This window comes from Lentzea sp. CC55, assembly GCF_021056325.1.
GTDB classification, from domain to species: Bacteria; Actinomycetota; Actinomycetes; order Mycobacteriales; family Pseudonocardiaceae; genus Lentzea; species Lentzea jiangxiensis.
Map to the genome: position 1 here is coordinate 55,801 of NZ_JAJCXE010000009.1, position 15,598 is coordinate 71,398.

Below are 15,598 nucleotides of genomic sequence, written 5' to 3' on the forward strand. Positions count from 1 at the left end.
GGGTAGTAGATTTCGGTGGTATGCGGACACGCGTGGTCGGTATCGCCGCCGGGATCGTCAGTTGGGTCGGCCTCGCGCTGGCGGTCGTGCTCGTCGTTCACGTCGTGCTCACCGTCGGCGGGGCCAACCCCGGCAACCCCATCACCACCTCCGTCAAGGCGGTGGCCGAGCCCGTGGCTCTGGCGTTCAGGGATTTGTTCAGCCCCGAGGACGCGAAGCTGCGGGTGATCGTCAACTTCGGGCTCGCCGCGGTTTTCTGGCTGGCCGTTCGAGCGATCGTCCTCAAAGTCGTGAGGCGCCTGAACTAGGTTCGGTGGTATGGCGCGAGACGACTTCTGCAACAGCTGCGGCACCGGGTACGCGGACACGTCCGGCTACCCGCGGAAGTGCCTTGCCTGTGGGCACGTGGTCTGGGCGAACCCCTCGCCCGTCGTGGTGTTGCTCGTGCCCGTGAAGGACGGGTCCCGCACCGGGTTGCTCACCGTGCGCCGGGCCATTCCGCCGGTGGGGCGGCTGGCGTTCGTCAGCGGGTTCATGGACCGCGGGAAGTCCTGGCAGCAGAGCGCCGTGCGGGAGCTGGAGGAAGAGGCCGGCGTGCGGATTCCGCCGGAGGACCTGCGGCCGCTGCACTTCGTGTCGACGCCGGACGGGGAGACGGTGCTGATGTTCGCCGCCGCGCCCGCCGTCAACGCCGAGGACCTGCCCCCGTTCGTGCCGAACGAGGAGGCTTCCGAGCGCCGGGTCATCTTCGAGTGGGAGCCGTTGGCGTTCCCGCTGCACGACGAGGTGGCGACCAAGTACTTCTCACTCGAACCGTGACTGGCCCCAGGTGCCGGTGAAGACGGTTTCGGACAGCGGCTGGCGCCGGCGTTCGCGCTGTTCGCGGGCCTGGAGGTCGTCCGGGAGGACCGAGAGGTCGCCCTGACGGCCCAGAGCCATCGCCACGAGCGGGCGGACGTCGCCGGGCATGGCGAACGCGGTGTGGGCGGCCCGCTCGTCGAAGCCGCCCATCATGTGCGCGATCAGGCCCAGGTCGGTGGCCTGCAGGGCCATGTTCTCCATGGCGAGGCCCAGGCCGAACTCGACGTTCGGGATGTCGCCGCGCGCGTCCCGGGTGATCACGCAGCCGATGAGCAGCACCGAGGCGCGGTGGGCCCACGTCCTGTTGCCGCGGGTGAGGGTGTCGAAGATCGCGTCGAACGTCTCCGTGCCTCGGTGGCCCACGATGAAGCGGGACGGCTGGCTGTTGCCGTGGGACGGGGCCCAGCGGGCCGCTTCGAGCACCGTGCGCAGCTCGTCGTCGGAGACCTCGGCCCCGGCGTCGAAGGCTCGGGGGCTCCAGCGCTTCGAGATCAGCTCGTTCATCAGATCGCATACTGCCAAACGGCGAGGGAGTAGGCGCCGAACCACGCGCTGAGCAGCGTCGCCATGCCGAGCACGGTCAGCACCGTCGAGGTGCGGCGGCGCGCCAGGACCAGCGCGAGGGGGAGCAGCAGGGTGAACGCGGGCAGCAGCAGGCGGGCCTTCGAGTTCATCAGGCCGTTCGAGCCGAGGTCCATGACCAGGACGCCGATCGCGTAGACGACCAGGGGCCATTCGAGGCGGCGCTGGAAGGCGTAGAAGACCAGCACGATCGCCAGGCCCAGGAGCCAGACGGTGCCGGTCTCGAGGACCGAGCGCGGGTTCGCGAGGTGGCCCAGGGCGAAGTCCCAGGTGGCGGCGCCGCCGTCGAACTTCGAGCCCCAGCCCCGCTGCTGCACGCCGAACCAGCCCATCAGGTCGCCCGTCCGGACGGCGACCCAGCCCAGGTAGCCGAGCAGGCCGAGCGGGGCGATCGCACCACCCACCCAGGCCCGCCAGTCCCGGTGGTCGGCGATCACCGCGACCAGGGCGGCCAGGCCGACGGCGGCGATCAGGGCCGCCGCGGTCGGGCGGACCAGGCCCGCCGCCGCGCAGCAGACGCCCGCGAGGACCCAGCGCTTCTTCACGACACCGACCAGGGCCCACGCGGCGAACGCGCAGAACGTCGCCTCGGAGTAGGTCATCGACAGCACGACCGCCATCGGGGACGCGGCGAAGAGCGTCACGAAGACCAGGCCGGCCCTCGTCGAGCCGTCGCGCACGACGCGGCCGAGGACGAACAGGCCGTATGCGCAGAAGAGCCCGCTGATCAGGCTCACCGCGAACGCCGCGCCGACCACGTCCACGCCCGGCAGGCCGTCGACCCACCTGATCAGCGCGGGGTAGCCGGGGAAGAACGCGAGCGGCGTCTCGGCGGTGCGCCTGCCGAAGGCGTCGAACGGCGGCGACGGCACGCCGTTGTAGCCGCCCGAGGCGATGCCGAGGAACCAGTCGCCGTCCCACGACTTCAGGTTGCCGGTCGCGGTGTCGGCCTTGCCGGTGATCCCGTTCTGGTACTCGACGACGAGCTGCAGGACGAACAGGCCCACCTGGCGCACGGCCAGGTAGATGACCGCCGGGGCGGTCCAGAGCGCGGCCGGGTGTCTGAGCGCCTCGGCCATCCGTGAGCGCGCACTGCTCTCCTGCACGGCTGCTGGGGCCTCCACGACATCGGCGCTCGACGACACGCGGACAGAGTAGTCACGCGCATCACGGCTCCAGAGTCTCACCAGGTGGTCCGGGTAGGCTGCCTACGACGTGGGGTTTTGGTCGCGCGAAGGAGGTCAGGTCGGTGGCGCTCGTCGTCCAGAAGTACGGCGGTTCATCGGTGGAGAGTGCCGAGCGGATCAAACGCGTGGCCGAGCGCATCGTCGCGACCAAGAAGGCGGGGAACGACGTCGTGGTCGTCGTGTCCGCCATGGGCGACACGACCGATGAGCTGCTCGACCTCGCCCGCCAGGTCTCGCCGGTGCCCCCCGCCCGCGAGCTCGACATGCTCCTCACCTCCGGTGAGCGGATCTCCATGTCGCTGCTCGCGATGGCGATCAACTCCCTCGGTGCCGAGGCGCGCTCCTACACGGGCTCGCAGGCCGGCGTGATCACGACTTCGGTGCACGGCAAAGCGCGGATCATCGACGTGACGCCGAGCCGGATCCAGGACGCCACGGGCGAGGGGGCCATCGCGATCGTCGCGGGCTTCCAGGGCGTCTCCCAGGACTCGAAGGAGATCACCACGCTCGGCCGCGGCGGCAGCGACACCACCGCGGTGGCGCTCGCGGCGGCGACCAAGGCCGACGTGTGCGAGATCTACACCGACGTGGACGGCGTCTACACCGCCGACCCGCGCATCGTGCCGAACGCGAAGAAGCTCGACACGATCACGTACGAGGAAATGCTCGAGATGGCCGCCTGTGGCGCCAAGGTGCTGATGCTCCGCTGCGTGGAGTACGCCCGGCGCTACAACGTCCCCGTGCACGTCCGCTCTTCGTTCAGCAACAAGACCGGAACCATCGTGTCCGGTTCAGTGGAGGACCTTCCCGTGGAACAGGCGATGATCACCGGCGTCGCGCACGACCGGTCCGAGGCCAAAATCACCGTGACGGCAGTTCCCGACCACCCCGGCATCGCGGCCAAGATCTTCCGCGTCGTGGCGCAGGCGGAGCTCGACATCGACATGGTCGTGCAGAACGTGTCGCAGGCGGCGTCCGGCCGCACGGACATCACGTTCACGCTGTCCAAGGACGACGGCCCGCGCGCGGTGGCGGCCCTGGAGAAGGCCCGCGGTGAGATCGGCTTCGACCAGGTCCTCTACGACGAGCACGTCGGCAAGGTGTCGCTGATCGGCGCGGGCATGCGCTCGCACCCCGGTGTCACGGCGACGTTCTGCGAGGCGCTGGCCACGGCCGGCGTCAACATCGACATCATCTCCACCTCGGAGATCCGCATCTCGGTCATCTGCCGCGACACCCAGCTCGACGACGCCGTCCGTGCCCTGCACGACGCGTTCGACCTGGGCACCGACGAAGAGGCCGTTGTTCACGCAGGGACTGGACGATGACCGCCCCCGTGCTCGCGCTGGTCGGCGCGACCGGTGCCGTCGGCACCGTGATGATCGACATCATGAACACCCGCTCCGACTTCCCGTGGGGCGAGGTCCGGCTGATCGCCTCCCCGCGCTCGGCGGGCAAGAAGATCAACGTGCGGGGCCAGGACCTCACGGTCGTCGCGCTCTCGCCCGAGGCGTTCGACGGCGTCGACATCGCGATGTTCGACGTGCCCGACGAGGTCTCCGCCCAGTGGGCCCCGATCGCCGCCGAGCGCGGCGCGATCGCGATCGACAACTCCGGCGCGTTCCGCATGGACACCGACGTGCCGCTGGTCGTGCCCGAGGTCAACGCGGACCAGATCGACAACCGCCCGCGCGGCATCATCGCGAACCCGAACTGCACGACGCTGTCGATGATGGCGTCGCTCGGTGCCCTGCACCGCGAGTTCGAGCTCAAGGAACTGGTCGTCGCCTCCTACCAGGCGGCGTCCGGCGCGGGGCAGTCCGGCATCGACCGCCTGTACGCCGAGATCGCCGCCCTCGCGGGCAAGGAGGCGGGCGTCGCCGCGGGTGACGTGGCGCAGGCGCTCGCCGCCGCCGGTCTGTCGGCCGACGACTCGCCGTTCCCGGCCCCGCTGGCGCTGAACGTGGTGCCGTGGGCGGGGTCGCTCAAGGACGACGGCTGGTCGTCGGAGGAGCTCAAGGTCCGCAACGAGGCCCGCAAGATCCTCGGCATCCCGGACCTGAAGGTCTCGGCGACGTGCGTGCGCGTCCCGGTCGTCACCACGCACTCGCTGTCGGTCCACGCGACGTTCGCGCGCGAGGTCACCGTCGAGGCGGCGCACAAGATCTTCTCCGAGCAGCCGACCATCGTCCTCATCGACGACCCGGCCGCGGGGAAGTTCCCGACGCCCGCCGACGTGGTGGGCGGCGACCCGACGTACGTGGGCCGCGTGCGCCAGGCGCTGGACTTCCCGAACACGCTGGACTTCTTCGTGTGCGGTGACAACCTGCGCAAGGGTGCCGCGCTGAACACCTACGAGGTCGCGGAGGAGCTCGCGAAGCGGCTCTGAAGATCGTGAAGTCGAGGCCCCTGCCGTGCGAACGGCAGGGGCCTCTTCTCTCCTAGGCTGAGCCCCATGGCGGAGAGCGACGAGCAGTACGACGCCCTGGGCGCGATCTACGAACGTGCCAAGCACATCCCGACCGGACTGGCCGAGCGCGCGACCCTGCTGTCGGCGGTCGGCGACCTGCTCGGCAGGTCGGTGCTGGACGTGGCCTGCGGCACCGGGTTCTACGCGCGGCTCTTCCACGACCTCGGCGCGACGCGGGTCGTGGGCGTCGACTCGGCCGGCGAGATGATCGGCTACGCCCGGTACGTCGAGGGACGCGAACCCCGCGGCATCACCTACGAGCAGCACGACGCGACCGATCTGCCGGTGCTCGGCGAGTTCGACGTCGTGACGGCCGTGTGGCTGCTCGGGTACGCGGACGACGAGACCGCGCTCGACGCCATGCTCGCCAACCTGAAGGCGAACCTCGCGGAGGGCGGCCGGCTCGTCGTGCTCGTGCCGAACCCGGACGCCGACTGGGACCTGCTGGGCCAGTACGGCCGCTACGGCTACGAGATCACCCGCACCGGGCCGATGAACGTGAAGCAGCCGGTCAAGGTGCACGTGCTGGGCGACCCGCCGTTCGACTTCGACTCCTTCTACTGGGAGCGCGGCGTGTTCGACGCGGCGTTGACCCGTGCGGGGCTCACAGACGTGACGCGGCAGCCGGCCGTGACGCCGGACGACGAGCGCGGCGAGGAGTTCTGGGGCCCGCTGCGCAAGTCGCCGAGCTTCGCCGTCTTCACCGCGGTGCGAGGTGCCCGGTGATCGTTCTCGCCGTCGACCTCGGCACCACGGCCACCAAGGTCGTCGCGGTGGACGCGCAGGCCCGCGTCGTCGCCTCGACCGAACGCGCCTACCCGATGCGCACCAGCGGCCTCGAAGCCACGCACGACCCGCACCAGGTGCTCGCCGCCGCGGTCGACGCGCTGAGCGAGCTCGCCTCCGACGACGTCCGGGCGATCTCGCTGACCGGGGCCATGCACTCGATCATGGGCCTGGACGCGGGCCTGCGCCCGGTCACCGACGCGTTGAGCTGGGCCGACAACCGCGCCGTCGAGCAGACCGAACGCCTGCGCGGCACCGCGGAGGGCCGCGCGCTGCACCAGGCGACCGGCGCCCCGATCCACTCGTTCACGCCGCTGATGAAGCTCGCCTGGTTCCACGAGAACGGCATCCGCGCCGCGAAGTGGTGCGAGATCAAGGACTTCGTGCACCTGCACCTGACCGGCGAGCTGCTCAACGAGTACTCGTGCGGTTCCGGCACGGGCCTGATGAACATCAACACGCTCCAGTGGCACGAGCCGTCGCTCGAGTTCGCGGGCGTCACGGCGGACCAGCTCCCGCCGCTGGTCGACCCCACGCACTCGACGCCGCTGAGGGCCGACATCCCCGGTCTGCGACCGGGCATCCCCGTGGTCATCGGCGGTGGCGACGGGCCGCTGGGCAACCTCGGTGTCGGAGCGGCGACCCCCGGAGCCGGTGCCGTGTCGCTCGGAACGTCCGGCGCGCTCCGCGTGGCCCAGCTGGGGCCGGGCGTCGACGCCGAGGGCCGCACGTTCAGCTACGCGATCGGCGAGGGCCTCTGGGTGCGCGGTGGCGCGATCAGCAACGGTGGCGTCGTCGCGCAGTGGGCGGCGGAGATGTTCGGCGTCCCGGTCGGCGAGCTGCTCGCCCAGTCCGCCGACGCCGACTCGGACGGGCTCGTCGCCCTGCCCTACCTCCTGGGCGAGCGTGCGCCGTGGTGGGACCCGACCGCGCACGCCGCGTTGCTCGGCCTCCGGCGCGAACACACCCCTCAGCAGATCACCAAGGCGTTGGTCGAGGGTGTGTGTCAGCAGCTGGCGCTGGTGCTGGAGGCCGTGCCGCACGTGGAGTCGTTGCGGATCACCGGCGGTGCGTTCCGCGCCCCGGTCTGGGCCCAGACCCTGGCGAACACGCTCGGCATGCCGTTGCACCTCACCGAGGACACGGGCGGTTCGGCGGTGGGCGCGGCGCTGCTCGCGTGGCGGGCACTGGGGGAGATCGAGTCGCTGACCGTCGACCTCGTGGAGCCGATCCGGACGATCGTCCCGGACGAGGGGCTCGTCGAGCGCTATGCCGCCGCACGGCCGTTCGTGGTCAAGGCCTACCGGGCGCTGGAGGACCTCTACGGCTGAGGCGACGATCACATCGTTAGCAAAGAAAACCTTTTGCCGTCCGGGCGAGGATGACGGGTGTGGACCTCGCCCCCTTCAAACACGTCCTGATGCTCCCGGGAGTGCGTCCGTTCGCGCTGCTCATGTTCTTCGCGAGGATGCCCCCGGCGGCGACCGGCGTGATCCTGACGCTGCACGTCGCGGTCACGCTGGACCGGGGCTACGGCGCGGCGGGCCTGGTCGGCGCGGCGGGCACGGTCGGCATGGGGTTCGGCGCCCCGCTGATGGGCAAGCTGGTCGACGAGCGCGGCCTGCGGCCGATGCTCGCGGTCGGCGTCGTCGCGTCCGCGGCGTTCTGGCTGACCGCGCCGCTGATGGGCTACTGGACGCTGCTCGCGACGTCGTTCCTGGTCGGGCTCCTCGGCGTGCCGATGATGTCGATCGGCCGCCAGGTGATCACCGCGCTGGTGCCGCAGGACCGGCGCCGGGTGGCGTTGTCGGTCGACTCGATCTCGGTCGAGCTGTCCTTCATGGGCGGTCCGGCGCTCGGCGTGTTCGTCGCGACGAAGTTCTCCACGAACGTCGCGCTGCCCTTCATCGGCGTCTCGATCCTCGTCGCCGGAGTGCTGCTGTACTGGGCGAACCCGCCGATGCTGCACGAGGACGAGGTCGTCGACGGCCCCAAGCCGAAGCTCTTCGAGTGGCTGCGCGGCCGGATCTTCGGCGTGCTCGTCGTGTGCGTCGGCGCGACCGTGTGCCTCGCGGGCATGGAGGTCTCGGCGATCGCGTCCCTGGAGCACATCGGCAAGCAGAGCTGGCTCGGGGCCGTGTTCTTCGCGATGTGCGCGGCGTCGATCGTGGGCGGGCTGGTGTACGGCGGGGTCAAGCGGGTGCCCAGCGTGCTGGTGCTGCTCGTGCTCATGGCCGTGCTGGAGATCCCGGTCGGTCTGGGTGACGGAAACGTGCTGCTGCTGTGCCTGCTCCTCGTGCCGATGAACCTCATGTGCGCGCCGTTGATCGCGGCGTCCGGTGAGCACATCAGCAGGCTCGCGCCGCCCACGGCCCGTGGCCTCGCGATCGGGTTGCAGGGCTCGGCGTTCACCATGGGCAACGCGATCGGGGCGCCCGTCGTGGGCGTCGCGATCGACAGGGGCGGCGCTCCGGCGGGGTTCGCGATCGCCGGAGTGATCGGGCTGCTCGTGGCGGGTGTCGCCTGGCTGCTCACGCGGCAGCGGCGGGTAAATCCGTTGCCAGTCGGGTGACGATGGCTCCGTGAACCTCGCGCCGTTCCGGACCGTCCTGTCCCTGCCGGGGGTCCGGCCCCTGATGCTGCTGATGCTGTTCGCCCGGATCCCTCCGACGGCGGCGGGGGTCACGGTGACGCTGCACGTCGTCACCACGCTCGACAAGGGGTACGCGGCCGCCGGCACGGTCGGCTTCGCGACCATGGTCGGCCTCGGCCTCGGGTCGCCGCTCATGGGCAAGCTGGTCGACAGCAAGGGCTTGAGGTTCGTGCTGGCGCTCAGCCTGCTCGAAGGCCTGTTCTGGGTCACGGCGCCGCTGATGGACTACTACGTGCTTCTCGTGCTCGCGTTCGCCAACGGGCTGGTGGCGGTGCCGATGATGTCCATCGGCCGCCAGGCGCTGACGGCGCTCATCCCCGAGCCGCAACGGCGACCGGCGTTCTCACTGGACTCGATCTCGGTCGAGCTGTCGTTCATGGTGGGACCCGCGGCGGGAGTGCTGCTCGCGACGGAGTTCTCGACCGGCACGGCCCTGGTCGCGATCGGCGTGGCGATCCTGGCGGCGAGCCTGGTGCTCTTCGTCGTGAACCCCGTGCTGGTGCACGAGGACGAGGACGTCTCCGGTCCGCAGCCGCGCGTGCGGGAGTGGCTGCGCGGGCCGGTGATCGCGGCGCTGATCATCCCGTTCGGCGCCACGATGACGTTGTCCGGCATGGAGATCGCCTCGATCGCGTCGCTGGAGCAGGCGGGGAAGCAGAGCTGGCTCGGGCTCGTCTTCGTCGTGATGTGCGCGGCGTCGGCCGTCGGCGGCCTCGTCTACGGCAGCCTCAAACGGGTGCCGGGCGGGGTGGTGCTGCTGGCCTGCATGGCGTTGCTGGAGATCCCGGTCGGCCTGGGCGACGGCAGCGTGGCGTTGCTCGCGATCGCGCTGGTCCCGATGAACCTCGTGTGCGCGCCGACGATCACCGCGTCGACCGAGCTGATCAGCCGGCACGCGCCCGCCTCCGCCCGCGGTCTCGCGCTCGGCCTGCAGGGGTCGGCGTTCACGTTCGGCGTCGCCGCCGGCCAGCCGCTCGCGGGGGTCGCCGTGGACCACAGCGGACCCCCGCTCGGCTTCGTCGTCGCCGGGCTCGCCGGGCTGGTGGTGGCGGGCCTCGGCTGGGTGTTCTCCCGCCGGCGTCAGGCGGTCCCCGTCACGTCCTGAGCGGAGTCGGCCAGCGCGAAGCCGGTCCGCAGCGCGCCCACGGCCTCGGACACGGCCTCGCGGAAGACCCCGCCGACGCCGAGCACGTTCGCGAAGCCGTGGAAGAGGCCCTCGTGCCGCCGCAGCACGACCGGCACGCCCTCCGCCGCCAGCCGTTCCGCGAAGGCCTCGCCCTCGTCGCGCAACGGGTCGTAGCCCGCGGTCGCGATGTAGGTGGGCGGCATCTTCGACAGGTCCTCGGCCAGCATGATCGACAGACGCGGGTCGTGGCGGTCCCCGTCGCCGGGCGCGTACTGGTCGAGGAACCAGTCGATCTTCTCGTCGGTGAGGAAGAAGCCGTCACCGAAGACCTCGCGCGAGCGGCGGCGCACCGAGGCGTCCACGCCGGGGTAGAGGAGCAGCAGGAACGCGATGTCGACCTCGGCGCCGTGCGCGGTCACCGCGGCCAGGTTGCCTCCCGCGCTGTCCCCGCCGAGCGCGATCCGCTTGGCGTCGACGCCCAGGTCCCCGGCCTTCGCGACGGCGTAGCGCAGCACCTCGGCGGCGTCGTCGGCCGCGGCGGGGAACGGCGCCTCCGGGGCGAGCCGGTAGTCGGCCGCGAGCACCCGGACACCGGCCTGCGCGGCGAGGAACCGGCACAGGTTGTCGTGGCTCTCCAGACTGCCGCTCACCCAGCCGCCACCGTGGTAGAAGATCAGCAGCGGCGAGCCGGCGGCGAGGCCGTCCGGCGTGTAGAGGCGGCCGGCGAACTCCCCGATCGTGAGCTCGCGCGCACCCACACCGGTGATCTTCGGCCCCGCCACGAGCTTCGAGCTCAACTCCAGGTCCAGCCGGCTCTCGGGCGCCGTCCTCGTGCGCCACCCCGTCCCGGACAGCTGCTGCAACCTCAGCAGCAGCTGCGCCTCGGGGTGCAGGTCCTGACCGTCGAGGCGGATGGGGGGCCCGGCGATGAGCCGGCGCACGGGGCCGGGGAGACCGAACGCGAAGCGGAGAGCACGGGCCAGCGCGGCCGCCTGGAAGTTCGACATGTGGTGCAGGTTACTCACGAGTAGTGCTGGATCTCCAGGTAGCTGGAGGTGGAAGGATCGTTGCCATGACGGTGACGGTGGTGGGCATCGGGGGCTCGATCAGGTCCGACTCGCAGTCCGAACGGGCGCTGCGGGTGGCTCTGGAGGGTGCTCGCGAACTCGGTGCGCGGACGATCCAGTACAGCGGCCCCGACCTGGTGATCCCGTTCTACGACCCGTCGGTGCCGGACCGCACCGACGTCGCGACGAGGATGGTCGAGGACCTGCGCCGCTGCGACGGCGTGATCGTCGTGTCGCCCGGCTACCACGGCACCGTGTCCGGCCTGGTCAAGAACGCCCTCGACTACATCGAGGACCTGCGCGACGACGAACGCCCGTACCTCGACGGCCGCGCGGTCGGCACCATCACCGCCGCCTACGGCTGGCAGGCCGCGGTGAACACCCTCGCGGCGGTGCGCTCGATCGTGCACGCGCTGCGCGGCTGGCCGACCCCGCTCGGCTCCGCGATCAACTCCGCGCAGGTCAAGTTCGACGGCGACGGCTCCTGCTCGGACGCCGACGTGGACCGCAACCTGCGGGTCATCGGCCGTCAGGTCGCCGAGTTCGCGCTGCGCCAGGCGCCCCGCCCGGACGTGAACTGAGACACGATCGGGCATTTAAGTCGCGCGCGATGCGTTCTCCTGGGTGAAAGGGCACCACCCACTGACTCGAGGAGAGCGGAATGGAAGCGCTGTACACGGCTGAGGCGACTGCTTACGGCGAAGGCCGCAACGGCGAGGTGCGTTCCTCCGACGGTGTGATCGACGAGGTGCTGTCGGTCCCGAAGGAGATGGGCGGCCCCGGCGGCGACGCGACCAACCCCGAGCAGCTCTTCGCGGCCGGGTACTCGGCGTGTTTCAACTCCGCCATCGCAGCCGTCGCGCGTGCCGGGAAGATTCAAGTTGCGTCTTCCGAGGTAACCGCCAAGGTGGGTATCGGATCCAACGGCACTGGCGGCTTCCAGCTGGCCGTCGAACTCGCGGTGAAGATCCCCGGACTCGACCAGGCGGTCGCGGAGAAGCTCGTCGAGCAGGCCCACCAGGTCTGCCCGTACTCCAACGCGACGCGCGGCAACATCGAGGTGGCGCTCACCGTCACCGTCTGAGGAGGCTCGTTCCACCATGGCCAAGAACCCGATCACCAGCCCTCTCGCTGACGCTGACCGCGACGCCGTCGGCGCCATCCTGCAGGCGACGCTGGTCGACCTCGTCGACCTCTCCCTGATCGGGAAGCAGGCCCACTGGAACGTGATCGGCAAGAACTTCCGCAGCGTCCACCTGCAGCTCGACGAACTGGTCGTCCTCGCGCGCAACGCCGCCGACCAGGTCGCCGAACGCGCGGCCGCTCTCGGTGTCACGCCGAACGGCACGGCGAAGACCATCGCCGCGTCGTCCGGCGTGCAAGAGATCGAGACCGGCTGGCTGAAGGAGGAGCAGGTCGTCTCGTCGATCACGGCTTCACTGGGGTCGTTGATCGCCCGCATGCGCACGCGCATCGAGGAGTCCGACAAGCACGACCTCGTCAGCCAGGACCTGCTGATCGGCATCACGCAGGAGCTGGAGCAGGCGCACTGGATGTGGCAGGCCCAGTCGGCCTGACGCGCGGCGAACGGAAGGCCCGCTCCGCGGTGGAGCGGGCCTTCGTCGTGTCCGGACCTACTTCGCGAGGTGCCTGCGCGCGAAGTCCACCTCGGCCGCCGTCTGCCGCATGGTCTCGGCGACGACCAGCGAGCCGTGGCCCGCGTCGTAGCGGTACATCTCGTAGGTGTGCCCGCGCGCCGCGAGCGCGTCGAGGTAGTTGTCGATCTGCCGGATCGGGCAGCGCGGGTCGTTCTCGCCCGCGAGGATCAGCACCGGCGCGGTGACCCGGTCGACGTACGTGAGCGGCGAGCACTCCCGGTAGAGCTCCGGGAGCTCCTCCGGGGAGCCGCCGAACAGCGCCCGGTCGAACGCCCGCAGGGGCTCCATCTCGTCCTCGTAGGCGGCGAGGTAGTCGGCGACGGGAACGCCCGCGATGCCGACCGCCCAGCGCTCCGGCTGCGTGCCGATGCCGAGCAGGGTCAGGTAGCCGCCCCACGAGGCGCCGTTCAGCACCGACCGCGCCGGGTCGGTGAGCCCGGACTCGACCGCCCAGTCGTGCACGGCGGCGATGTCCTCGAGCTCGGTGATGCCGGGCCGGCCCTCGATGGCGTCGCGCCACTTCGAGCCGTAGCCGCTCGAACCGCGGTAGTTCACGTGCACGGTGGCGAAACCGGCGTCGAGCCACACCGCGCGGTACGCGGAGAAGCGGTCCTCGTCGGAGGAGTGCGGACCGCCGTGGATGAGGAAGACCGTCGGGAACGGGCCCTCGCCCTCCGGCTTCGACACCAGGGCGTGCACCTCGCCGACGAAGACGTCCTCCAGCGGCGCGGACGTCGCGGGCTTGGCGCCGGCCGGCTCGACGAGCACGCGCTCGGTGCCGTCCGTGGCGAGCGCGCGGATGACCGTGGACTTCTCGGCGGACGACCACGAGTACTCGACCGTGCCGTCCGGGCGCACCCCGGCGGAGCCGATCACGCCGGGCGCGGTGTCCAAAGTGGACAGCTCGCCGGTCGTGAGGTCGTAGCGGTGCACGGTGTTGCGGGCGTGGTGCGTGTGGACGATCAGCAGCGCGGAGGCGTCCGGGTACCAGTCGGCGGCGACCTCGCCCGGCAGGTCGAGGACGATCTCGCGCTCGGTGTCGGCGGCGACGTCCCAGATCAGCAGCTCCTCGCGGCCGCGGCGCTCGTGCAGCACCAGCAGCCGCTGGTCGCCGCGCACCGGGCTGAACGAGATGGCGTCGAGGCCCTTGCCCTTGCCGTCCCACTTCTCGGCGACCGTCTCGCCGGTCTCGGCGTTCAGGGCGCGCAACGCCATGTGCCGGTTGTCGCCGTGCTCGGAGTGCGCGATCACGACGAGCGACTCGTCCTTGGCCAGCGCGCTGACACCGGCGTCGTTGACGTGCTGGTAGAGCACCTCGCTCTTGCCGTCGCGCGACAGCCACACCGTGGTGCCGTCGTCGGTCGACGCGGCCACGGCCGTCACCGTGCGGCCGATCTCCAGACCCGCCGGGTAGCCGGGCGTGACACCGGCGACCGCGGGCTCGGCCTTGCCGCCGTCCGCCTCGAACGGCTCGCGCACCCACACGCCGAACTCGTCGCCGTCGTGGTCGTCGAACCACCAGATCTCGGTGCCGTCCGGGTTCAGCGTGGCGTGCGACGTGCCGTTCGGGCGGTCGGTGACCTTGCGGTGCTCGTCGGTCGCGCGGTCCCAGGCGTAGATCTCCCACACGCCGCTCGCGTTGGAGACGTAGAGGGTGCGGTCCGGTGCGTCGTCGGCCCAGCCGGGCAGGCTCATCCGGGGAGCGGTGAACCGTTCGCGCCACCGGGTCTCGGCGGCGGGGTCTTCGAAGAGCTGGTCCGGAATGGCGGGAGAAGGGTGCGTCGTCACGCTTCAACACTAGAGTCCGCTCCGGGCCCGGGGGAGGCGACGATCGGCTTCGACTCGTACGGGCCGGAACCGCCACCCCGCTCGACAGTTCGCGGCTTTGTTCTGACGCGCCCGGCTTTCCCGCGTGGCCAGAGCCGAAGCCGGGTGATCAATTCAATTGATCGAAACAGTTCCCGCCGCCGGTGGAACATCTAGGCGTGAGACCTGCCGACGGTTAACGTGGACGAATGTCCGACACGATGGAGCGCCTCGCGGGGGCTGCCACGTTGGAGGAAGTGCAGCGCATCGTGCGCACGACGGCCAGGTCGTCGCTGGCAGCGCACGGTGCGACGGTGGTCCTCCTCGACGGCGACCTCTGCTACTACGCCGACGAGGACTCCATGAGCCCGCTGTGGAAGGGCCAGCGCTTCCCCGCGGTGAACTGCATCAGCGGCTGGGCGATGAGAAATCGTCAGACCGTCGCGATCCGCGACATCCGCTTCGATTCGAGAATTCCCCAGGAAGCGTATCGGCCGACATTCGTGCGGAGCCTGGTGATCTCCCCGGTCCTGCGCCCGGACCCCATCGGCGCGATCGGGTGCTACTGGGCCGTCCCGCACTCCGCGACCCCTGCCGAGGTGCGGACGCTGGAAGCGCTGGCGGTCTCCGCCGGCGAGGCGCTGGAACGCTTCCCGGAGGGCCTGCCCGCACGGGGCTTCCTCAGCAGGTGACGCTCGCGAAGTGCCGCAGGGTCAACGGCCGCCGCAGGTACTCGTCCTCGTCCGGGAACGTCACCGGATCGGTCCGCCAGCCGGGCCCCGCATATCGTTCGAGCGCCTGTTCGTCCCGCCACCGGCTCACGTACCGCACGCGCGACGGGTCGTCGAGGTCGACGAGCACCTCGTGCCCCTCGAAGCCGTCGCAGGTCTCGGGGAACGTCCTGACGAGCTCCAGGACCCGCGCGACGAACTCCTCTTCCCGCCCGGGCTTCACCAGAGCCTCGGACACCCGCGTCAGCACGGACCGACCCTACTGGCGGCCCAGTTCCTCCTCGAAGATCCGGTCGACCCGGCGCGACGCGCGCGAGAGCACCTTGACCGAGAAGACGACGACCGCGATCGCGGCTGCGACAGCAAGCGTCACCCACACCGACGTGAGCATGTAAACGATCCCCAGTGATTGCAACACCACAATTGCCTTGGCCGCGATGACGATCCAAGAGCGATGACCGGGATTGGCGGCGGAGGCGGAGTTCATCAGAACATCTCCCGATTTCGTGCAACGAGGGCCGAGCCACTGCCTTCGTCGTCTGGATCAAGTTGCCCGTTACGCAACGTGAGTTGAACCGTCAACCTTCACTCGTAAGGGTTAACGTAACGTGGTCGTTCCGTAAGATTTGGTCCGGAACGATGGCTCTCTGTCATAAAGGCACGGTGACGTC

Annotated in this window: 18 protein-coding genes; 12 read left to right on the top strand and 6 right to left on the bottom strand. The window is 70.5% G+C overall.

Annotation, left to right across the window (positions count from 1 at the left end; all coding sequences use genetic code 11):
• The first annotated feature begins 20 nt into the window (after positions 1-20).
• A complete protein-coding gene (locus L6E10_RS06760; RefSeq protein ID WP_236217856.1) occupies positions 21-308 on the top strand; it encodes a hypothetical protein in 288 nt (95 codons plus the stop codon).
• A gap of 10 nt (positions 309-318) precedes the next feature.
• Complete coding sequence (locus tag L6E10_RS06765; protein ID WP_236217858.1) at positions 319-819, top strand: NUDIX domain-containing protein; 501 nt, start codon at positions 319-321, stop codon at positions 817-819.
• Here the strand turns inward: L6E10_RS06765 and L6E10_RS06770 are convergent.
• A complete protein-coding gene (locus L6E10_RS06770) occupies positions 805-1,365 on the bottom strand; it encodes a nitroreductase family protein (protein ID WP_236217860.1) in 561 nt (186 codons plus the stop codon). The genes L6E10_RS06765 and L6E10_RS06770 overlap by 15 nt on opposite strands.
• Positions 1,365-2,588 carry a hypothetical protein gene (locus tag L6E10_RS06775; RefSeq protein WP_236217862.1) on the bottom strand — a complete coding sequence of 408 codons (1,224 nt, stop codon included), beginning with the start codon at positions 2,586-2,588 and terminating at the stop codon, positions 1,365-1,367. The genes L6E10_RS06770 and L6E10_RS06775 overlap by 1 nt, the downstream gene beginning before the upstream one ends.
• Positions 2,589-2,692: 104 nt before the next feature.
• On the opposite strand from L6E10_RS06775, the gene L6E10_RS06780 reads away from it, so the two are divergent.
• From L6E10_RS06780 to L6E10_RS06805, 6 genes are all read left to right on the top strand, one after another.
• Positions 2,693-3,958, top strand: a complete 1,266-nt coding sequence (locus tag L6E10_RS06780) for an aspartate kinase (protein WP_236217864.1) — start codon at positions 2,693-2,695, stop codon at positions 3,956-3,958.
• Entirely contained in the window at positions 3,955-5,019 is a 1,065-nt protein-coding gene (locus tag L6E10_RS06785; RefSeq protein WP_236217866.1) for an aspartate-semialdehyde dehydrogenase, read from the top strand. Before L6E10_RS06780 ends, L6E10_RS06785 begins: the two co-directional genes overlap by 4 nt.
• A gap of 66 nt (positions 5,020-5,085) precedes the next feature.
• The gene (locus L6E10_RS06790; RefSeq protein ID WP_236217868.1) at positions 5,086-5,826 is read left to right on the top strand and encodes a class I SAM-dependent methyltransferase; all 741 of its coding nucleotides are present in this window, start codon (positions 5,086-5,088) and stop codon (positions 5,824-5,826) included.
• A complete protein-coding gene (locus L6E10_RS06795) occupies positions 5,823-7,217 on the top strand; it encodes a gluconokinase (RefSeq protein WP_236217870.1) in 1,395 nt (464 codons plus the stop codon). The genes L6E10_RS06790 and L6E10_RS06795 overlap by 4 nt, the downstream gene beginning before the upstream one ends.
• A gap of 59 nt (positions 7,218-7,276) precedes the next feature.
• On the top strand, positions 7,277-8,458 hold the full coding sequence (locus L6E10_RS06800; protein WP_236217872.1) for an MFS transporter: 1,182 nt from the start codon (positions 7,277-7,279) through the stop codon (positions 8,456-8,458).
• A 10-nt stretch (positions 8,459-8,468) separates the two neighbouring features.
• Positions 8,469-9,644 (top strand): MFS transporter, encoded by a 1,176-nt coding sequence (locus tag L6E10_RS06805; RefSeq protein WP_236217874.1) that lies wholly within the window; start codon positions 8,469-8,471, stop codon positions 9,642-9,644.
• On the opposite strand, the gene L6E10_RS06810 is transcribed toward L6E10_RS06805, so the two are convergent.
• Entirely contained in the window at positions 9,620-10,672 is a 1,053-nt protein-coding gene (locus tag L6E10_RS06810; RefSeq protein ID WP_236217876.1) for an alpha/beta hydrolase, read from the bottom strand. The two genes, L6E10_RS06805 and L6E10_RS06810, sit on opposite strands and share 25 nt — an antisense overlap.
• A 65-nt stretch (positions 10,673-10,737) precedes the next feature.
• Between L6E10_RS06810 and L6E10_RS06815 the strand changes: the two genes are divergently transcribed.
• From L6E10_RS06815 to L6E10_RS06825, 3 genes are all read left to right on the top strand, one after another.
• Positions 10,738-11,313: an NADPH-dependent FMN reductase gene (locus L6E10_RS06815; RefSeq protein ID WP_236217878.1), complete on the top strand. Its 576-nt coding sequence runs from the start codon at positions 10,738-10,740 to the stop codon at positions 11,311-11,313.
• 80 nt (positions 11,314-11,393) lie between these two features.
• A complete protein-coding gene (locus L6E10_RS06820) occupies positions 11,394-11,816 on the top strand; it encodes an organic hydroperoxide resistance protein (RefSeq protein WP_236217880.1) in 423 nt (140 codons plus the stop codon).
• Between the two features lie 16 nt (positions 11,817-11,832).
• A complete protein-coding gene (locus tag L6E10_RS06825; RefSeq protein ID WP_236217882.1) occupies positions 11,833-12,309 on the top strand; it encodes a Dps family protein in 477 nt (158 codons plus the stop codon).
• A gap of 57 nt (positions 12,310-12,366) precedes the next feature.
• Here L6E10_RS06825 and L6E10_RS06830 read toward each other — a convergent pair whose 3' ends face one another.
• The gene (locus tag L6E10_RS06830) at positions 12,367-14,178 is read right to left on the bottom strand and encodes a prolyl oligopeptidase family serine peptidase (protein WP_236217884.1); all 1,812 of its coding nucleotides are present in this window, start codon (positions 14,176-14,178) and stop codon (positions 12,367-12,369) included.
• A 227-nt stretch (positions 14,179-14,405) separates the two neighbouring features.
• On the opposite strand from L6E10_RS06830, the gene L6E10_RS06835 reads away from it, so the two are divergent.
• Entirely contained in the window at positions 14,406-14,888 is a 483-nt protein-coding gene (locus tag L6E10_RS06835) for a GAF domain-containing protein (protein ID WP_236217886.1), read from the top strand.
• Here the strand turns inward: L6E10_RS06835 and L6E10_RS06840 are convergent.
• Both L6E10_RS06840 and L6E10_RS06845 read right to left on the bottom strand, forming a co-directional pair.
• Positions 14,878-15,177 (bottom strand): antibiotic biosynthesis monooxygenase, encoded by a 300-nt coding sequence (locus L6E10_RS06840; protein WP_236217888.1) that lies wholly within the window; start codon positions 15,175-15,177, stop codon positions 14,878-14,880. The genes L6E10_RS06835 and L6E10_RS06840 overlap by 11 nt on opposite strands.
• Positions 15,178-15,186: 9 nt before the next feature.
• Entirely contained in the window at positions 15,187-15,414 is a 228-nt protein-coding gene (locus tag L6E10_RS06845; protein ID WP_236217890.1) for a hypothetical protein, read from the bottom strand.
• Positions 15,415-15,598 lie beyond the last annotated feature (184 nt).

What these genes read in the sequence shown, in the direction of transcription:
- L6E10_RS06835 (WP_236217886.1), top strand. Translation starts at nt 14,406, where the DNA reads ATGTCCGACACGATGGAGCGCCTCGCGGGGGCTGCCACGTTGGAGGAA.
- L6E10_RS06810 (WP_236217876.1), bottom strand. Translation starts at nt 10,672, where the DNA reads ATGTCGAACTTCCAGGCGGCCGCGCTGGCCCGTGCTCTCCGCTTCGCG.
- L6E10_RS06825 (WP_236217882.1), top strand. Translation starts at nt 11,833, where the DNA reads ATGGCCAAGAACCCGATCACCAGCCCTCTCGCTGACGCTGACCGCGAC.
- L6E10_RS06765 (WP_236217858.1), top strand. Translation starts at nt 319, where the DNA reads ATGGCGCGAGACGACTTCTGCAACAGCTGCGGCACCGGGTACGCGGAC.
- L6E10_RS06760 (WP_236217856.1), top strand. Translation starts at nt 21, where the DNA reads ATGCGGACACGCGTGGTCGGTATCGCCGCCGGGATCGTCAGTTGGGTC.
- L6E10_RS06770 (WP_236217860.1), bottom strand. Translation starts at nt 1,365, where the DNA reads ATGAACGAGCTGATCTCGAAGCGCTGGAGCCCCCGAGCCTTCGACGCC.
- L6E10_RS06790 (WP_236217868.1), top strand. Translation starts at nt 5,086, where the DNA reads ATGGCGGAGAGCGACGAGCAGTACGACGCCCTGGGCGCGATCTACGAA.
- L6E10_RS06785 (WP_236217866.1), top strand. Translation starts at nt 3,955, where the DNA reads ATGACCGCCCCCGTGCTCGCGCTGGTCGGCGCGACCGGTGCCGTCGGC.
- L6E10_RS06820 (WP_236217880.1), top strand. Translation starts at nt 11,394, where the DNA reads ATGGAAGCGCTGTACACGGCTGAGGCGACTGCTTACGGCGAAGGCCGC.
- L6E10_RS06845 (WP_236217890.1), bottom strand. Translation starts at nt 15,414, where the DNA reads ATGAACTCCGCCTCCGCCGCCAATCCCGGTCATCGCTCTTGGATCGTC.
- L6E10_RS06815 (WP_236217878.1), top strand. Translation starts at nt 10,738, where the DNA reads ATGACGGTGACGGTGGTGGGCATCGGGGGCTCGATCAGGTCCGACTCG.